1 protein-coding gene is annotated in these 6,656 nt (G+C 57.8%); it reads left to right on the top strand.

Annotated features, from left to right (window positions below; all coding sequences use genetic code 11):
- Positions 1–87 precede the first annotated feature (87 nt).
- Complete coding sequence (locus ACAW75_RS12015; protein ID WP_370728957.1) at positions 88–6,405, top strand: beta strand repeat-containing protein; 6,318 nt, start codon at positions 88–90, stop codon at positions 6,403–6,405.
- Positions 6,406–6,656 lie beyond the last annotated feature (251 nt).

Here is a 6,656-nt window from a genome sequence, read left to right as displayed (position 1 = left end):
GCGCCAACAGGTTGCACCACGGCTACGCCCATCTCGGTGACCGGCGTGAATGCGCCAGTGGTGGCGCCGATTGCTTTGAGCCTATGCGTGGGTACGAATCTAGATCTGACTAGCTTGAGTGGCCTAACCGGCTTGACCAACGTGTTCCGCACAGGTAACTTGCTGGGGCTGGGTACGTTACTAGGCACACCGACCTCGGTGAGCATTGGGGCTGGGGTGAACCTCTTCAATGTAGTGAGCACGGCGCCGACAGGTTGTACCACCGCTACGCCAATCTCAGTGACAGGCGTAAATCCGCCAACGATCGCACCGATCTCACTTTCGCTTTGCGTCGGGGCCAATTTGGATCTGACTAGCTTGAGTGGCTTAACTGGGCTGACCAACGTGTTCCGCACAGGTAACTTGCTGGGGCTGGGTACGTTGTTAGGTACGCCAACCTCGGTGAGTATTGGCGCCGGAGTGAACCTCTTCAATGTGATGAGCACCGCACCAACGGGATGTACGACCGCTACACCAATTTCGGTGACCGGCATAAACCCACCAGTCCTTGCACCAATCGCGCTAAGCCTGTGCGTGGGTACGAACCTGGACTTGACCAGTCTTTCGGGTTTAACGGGCTTGACTAACGTCTTCCGCACGGGCGGTCTGCTGGGGCTGGGTACGCTGCTAGGTACACCGATCTCGGTGAGCATCGGGGCAGGCGTCAACCTCTTCAACGTGGTAAGCACGGCTCCGACAGGCTGCACCACCGCTACGCCAATTTCGGTGACAGGCGTGAATGCGCCGGTGGTGGCGCCGATCGCACTTTCGCTTTGCGTCGGGGCCAATTTGGATCTGACTAGCTTGAGTGGCTTAACGGGTTTGACCAACGTGTTCCGCACAGGCGGTCTGCTGGGGCTGGGTAATCTTCTAGGCACACCAACCTCGGTGAGCATCGGCGCTGGGGTGAATCTCTTTAACGTCGTCTCTACGGCGCCAACGGGCTGTACCACGGCTACGCCCATCTCGGTGACCGGCGTGAATGCGCCAGTGGTGGCGCCGATCGCCTTGAGCTTATGTGTCGGCACGAATCTGGACTTGACCAGTCTTTCAGGCCTAACCGGACTAACCAACGTGTTCCGCACAGGTAACTTGCTGGGGCTGGGTACCTTGCTAGGTACACCGACCTCAGTGAGCATCGGGGCCGGGGTGAACCTCTTCAATGTGGTGAGCACCGCGCCGACAGGTTGTACCACCGCTACGCCAATTTCGGTGACCGGCATAAACCCGCCAGTGATTGCGCCCATTGCCTTGTCACTCTGCGTAGGGACTAATTTGGACCTGACCACGCTAAACGGATTGGTTGGTCTGACCAACGTCTTTCGCACAGGCAATCTCTTAGGGTTGGGAACGGTGTTAGGGAACCCCGCTTCGGTGAGCATCGGCGCTGGATTGAATCTCTTCAATGTCGTAAGCACCGCGCCAACGGGTTGTACGACCGCTACCCCGATTTCAGTGACCGGCGTTGCTCCTGGCGCAATCCTGCCAATTAACTTAAGTCTCTGTGTAGGCACGAATCTGGATTTGACCAGCCTTAATGGCTTAGCTGGTCTGACGAATATCTTCCGCACGGGTAATCTGATCGGTCTGGGTACGTTGATCAATACGCCAACCTCGGTGAGTATCGGGGCAGGGGTGAACCTCTTCAACGTAGTTTCAACTACTCCGTTTGGTTGTACGACCTCTTCGCCGATCTCGGTGACGGGGGTAAACCCACCGGTAGTCTCGCCGATCGCTTTGAGTCTGTGTGTGGGTACGAACCTGGACCTGACGAGTCTGTCTGGCCTAACGGGACTAACCAACGTCTTCCGCACGGGTGGGCTGCTGGGCTTGGGCAATCTCCTGGGTACACCCACTTCGGTGAGCATCGGGGCAGGGGTGAATCTCTTCAACGTCGTCTCTACGGCTCCGACAGGCTGCACCACCGCTACGCCAATTTCGGTGACGGGCGTGAATGCGCCGGTAGTAGCGCCGATCGCGCTCTCGCTCTGCGTCGGGGCCAATCTAGATCTGACCAGCCTTTCGGGCTTGACCGGCTTGACCAACGTCTTCCGCACAGGTAACCTGCTGGGGCTGGGTACGTTATTAAGTACGCCAACCTCGGTGAGTATTGGCGCCGGAGTGAACCTCTTCAATGTGATGAGCACCGCACCAACGGGATGTACGACCGCTACACCAATTTCGGTGACCGGCATAAACCCACCAGTCCTTGCACCAATCGCGCTAAGCCTGTGCGTGGGTACGAACCTGGACTTGACCAGCCTTTCGGGTTTAACGGGCTTGACTAACGTCTTCCGCACGGGAGGGTTGCTGGGGCTGGGTACGTTGCTAGGTACACCGACCTCAGTAAGCATTGGGGCTGGGGTGAATCTCTTTAATGTGGTGAGTACGGCGCCAACAGGTTGCACCACCGCTACCCCGATTTCAGTGACGGGGATAAATGCACCGGTGCTAGGTCCCATTGCCCTGAGCTTATGTGTCGGGGCCAATTTGGATCTGACCAGCCTTTCGGGCTTGACCGGCTTGACCAACGTTTTCCGCACAGGCGGTCTGCTGGGCCTAGGCAATCTCCTGGGTACACCCACTTCGGTGAGCATCGGGGCCGGGGTGAATCTCTTCAATGTGGTAAGTACGGCTCCGACAGGCTGCACCACCGCTACGCCAATTTCCGTGACGGGGATAAATCCACCGGTGGTTGCGCCGATTGCGTTGAGCCTATGTGTGGGTACGAATCTGGACCTAACCAGCCTTTCGGGTTTAACGGGTTTAACCAACGTCTTCCGCACGGGTGGGCTGCTGGGCTTGGGCAATCTCTTGGGCACACCGACCTCAGTAAGCATTGGGGCTGGGGTGAACCTCTTCAATGTAGTGAGCACGGCGCCGACAGGTTGTACCACGGCTACGCCCATCTCAGTGACCGGCGTAAATCCGCCAACGATCGCACCGATCGCACTTTCGCTTTGTGTCGGGGCCAATCTAGATCTGACTAGCTTGAGTGGTTTAACGGGTTTGACCAACGTGTTCCGCACGGGCGGTCTGCTGGGGCTGGGTACGTTGCTAGGCACACCGACCTCGGTAAGCATCGGGGCAGGTGTCAACCTCTTCAATGTCGTCTCTACGGCCCCAACAGGCTGTACCACGGCCACACCAATTAGTGTAACCGGGGTGAATGCTCCTGTGGTAGCCCCCATTGCCCTGAGCTTGTGCGTCGGCACGAATCTGGACTTGACTAGCCTGAGTGGCTTGACTGGGCTGACCAACGTGTTCCGCACAGGTAACTTGCTGGGGCTGGGTACGCTGCTAGGCACACCAACCTCAGTAAGCATTGGGGCTGGGGTGAACCTCTTCAATGTGGTAAGTACGGCGCCAACAGGTTGCACCACCGCTACCCCGATTTCAGTGACAGGGGTGAATGCGCCAGTTGTAGCGCCGATCGCGCTCTCGCTCTGCGTGGGGGCCAATTTGGATCTGACCAGCCTTTCGGGTTTAACGGGCTTAACGAACGTGTTCCGCACGGGCGGTCTGCTGGGGCTGGGTACGTTGTTAGGTACACCAACCTCGGTGAGCATCGGGGCAGGTGTCAACCTCTTCAATGTGGTGAGCACGGCGCCGACAGGTTGCACCACGGCTACGCCAATCTCAGTGACGGGAGCAGCTACGCCAGTGCTGACGCCAATTAACCTGAGCCTCTGCGCCGGTGTTACGCTGGACCTGACAAGCCTGGCCGACCTGACCGGACTGACTAACGTGTTCCGCACGGGTAATCTGATCGGTTTGGGTACGTTGATCAATACGCCAACCTCGGTGAGTATCGGGGCGGGGGTGAACCTCTTCAACGTGGTATCGGCCAGTCCATTTGGTTGTACGGCAGCGGCACCGATCTCGGTAACCGGTGTTGATGTGCCCGTGGTTACCCCAATTAGCCTGACTCTCTGTGCGGCCATAAATGCACCAGTTAACCTGAGCGCGCTTCTGGCAGGAAATGGTAACGTAGCTGGCCTGACCAATATCTTCCGACTCGGTGGGATGAATGGAACAGTGATCGCCAACCCACTAAACGTCAGTTTGGCGGCGGGTGTGAACCTGTTCACAGTCATGAGCACCAACCCGACTGGCTGCACGATTATCACGCCGATCGATGTGACACTCGATGTTAAGCCCGTCATCAGCGTAGCAGCGGCACTTCGGTCGCAAACGATCTGCGAAGGCACGTTGCCACTACCGATAGTCGGTACCGTGACCAGCGGCACGATCGCCAGCAGTCTATTCTTCGGCCCGCTAACCGATACCACGAGCCTGTTCAGCACTACGGTTGGGGCTGGTCTTACCTTCACGCCAACGGCAAGTCAATTGCCGGCGCCAGGCCAGACGTTGTACTTCGCGCTGGTTGCCAATAGTGCAGCCGCTTGTTCAGACACTGTGTTTGTGTCGATAACAACAGCACCACGGCCTGTGGTGACAACGACCAGCCTGAGCATCTGCCTTGGCGAAACGGTTGACCTGTCGGCAAACCTGGCCACGTCGGTTGGTAACAGCCGTACGTTCTTTGCCTCTCTTCTGAATGCACAGGCACAGGTTAATCCGCTGACCAGCCTAACGGTTGCGCCAACGGTGACGACGACGTTCTATACCCGCGTGGCCGTACCGCTCACCGGTTGTTTCAGCATCGATAGTATTGTGGTAACGGTTAAACCGAAGCCCAATGCCGGTTCAGACCAGACACTGGTTTGTGGCCCATCAGGTGAAACGCCAACCTCGACGACCCTGACGGCTACGCCCATTGGTGGTTCATGGAGCAATGCAGCGGGGAACCCAACGGTGGCTACCTTCACGCCAAATGCCGCTTCGACTACGGTGGGTGGACTGGCGGTTGGTTCATACCGGTTCGTCTACACCTCGAACGGCTGCCCAGACACCGTTGCGGTGGTGGTGCCAGCTTGCCAGACGTTCTGTGCCGGTATCTCAATTGCCGCGCAGGCCAGCAGCTATACCAGTACGCCTGGTCAGTCGGTGAGCCTGTCAGCTGTTGTTAGTCCGGCAGGTTCGTATACCTACGCCTGGAATGGCCCCGGAACTATCGCGCCAGCCAACGCGGCAACGGTGGTGGCGTCGAATCTGCCAACAGGTGTGAATACGTTTACTGTAACCGTGACCACTCAACCGGGCTGTACCTCAACGGCGACTGTCTCGGTGACGGTCGCTACCCCAGACCTGGCCATCAGCATTGTTGATCCAGGTACGTGTGAGCCGGCAACGAACGGATACACTACCTCGGGTATTATCTCGCTGACCAATGCCGTTGCCGGTGTATTGACCATCACGGACGGAAACAGCGGTACAACGGTGGCCGTGGCCGACGGCCAGACAACGGCCAGCTTCAGCTTATCGGGTCTGGTGTCTGGAACGGGTACACATACCGTGACCGTGAGCGGTAGTGCCTACGCATCGGCTTCTACAACCTACGTTGCACCCGAATCATGTTTGGTAGCTGCCTGCGACTATGTCGTAACGGCTACCGCTGCCAGCGCAACGGTTGCGGCCGGTCAGTCGGCATTCCTCTCAGCGAGTGTGTCGCCAGCCGGAAGTTATACCTACGTCTGGAGCGCACCCGCGGGCGTCAGCATCACGCCAACCAATGCCTCGGCAGTGCAAACGGCTGGTTTAGCCTCGGGTGTCTATACGTTCACGGTGGCCGTGTCAAGTCGCCCGGGTTGTACGCAGCTCGCTACGGTCTGCGTATCGGTTCCGTTCACGCCATGTGCCAATAGCGACTACGCCTACAGTCTGACAACGACGGCTGGCTTCAGTAACTACCAGTGGCAGTACACGGCACCCGGTTCAACAAGCAGCACCATCGTGCAGGATGGAACCGATAATAGCCTTATTGCTACCCTGCCAGGTGAATACCGGGTGGTGGTCACCGACGCTAATGGCCTTGGTAACTGCCCAGGCAGCTCGTGTTGCCCGATCATCATTGCTGAACTGTCGGCGCCCACACCGCTGTCGGTCGTAGCTATCGCCGCGACATGCAGTGCAACGTCGGCAGCGGCACAGGATGATGCACAGCTTGTATTGTCTGGCCCGGTTAGCGCGGGAGTTAATTACAACATTAGCCTGGGTAGCACCTTCTCGGCATCGGGTACGCTCTTTAGCAGCAATCAGCCGCTCACTGGCCTGACTACAGGCAGTGTGTTGCGCGGTGGCTTGCTTAACCCGCCAACGGCGGCAGGGAGCACGTATACGGTGCGTGTGTTCACGGCCGACGGATGCTTCGCGGACACGGTAGTAACGATCCCACGTTCGGATTGCCAGTGTCCGCCAGCGAAGTGTGTGCCTATCACCGTTCGAAAAGTAGTTAGACGTTGAGTTGTCAGTAGTTACGGAAGCTGCTTCCCAACTGGGGAGTAGCTTCTTTTTTGGGGCTCAGGTACGTTGTCAGTGTCTACCGCAGCCATAGGTACATTCTCCCACCCAACTTGCACGTTGTTGTCTGAACCGGACAACAAAAAGCCGCCGATCGAAAGACCGGCGGCTTTACTTTTTAATGCGGCTACGAGTTTGGAGTGGTTGTAAATGGCCTACCCATGTTGTGTCCCTGACGGGACGTAGAGCGTTGC

It is taken from the genome of Fibrella arboris, assembly GCF_041321095.1.
GTDB classification, from domain to species: domain Bacteria; phylum Bacteroidota; class Bacteroidia; order Cytophagales; family Spirosomataceae; genus Fibrella; species Fibrella arboris.
This window is presented reverse-complemented; position numbering and strand designations above follow the sequence as displayed.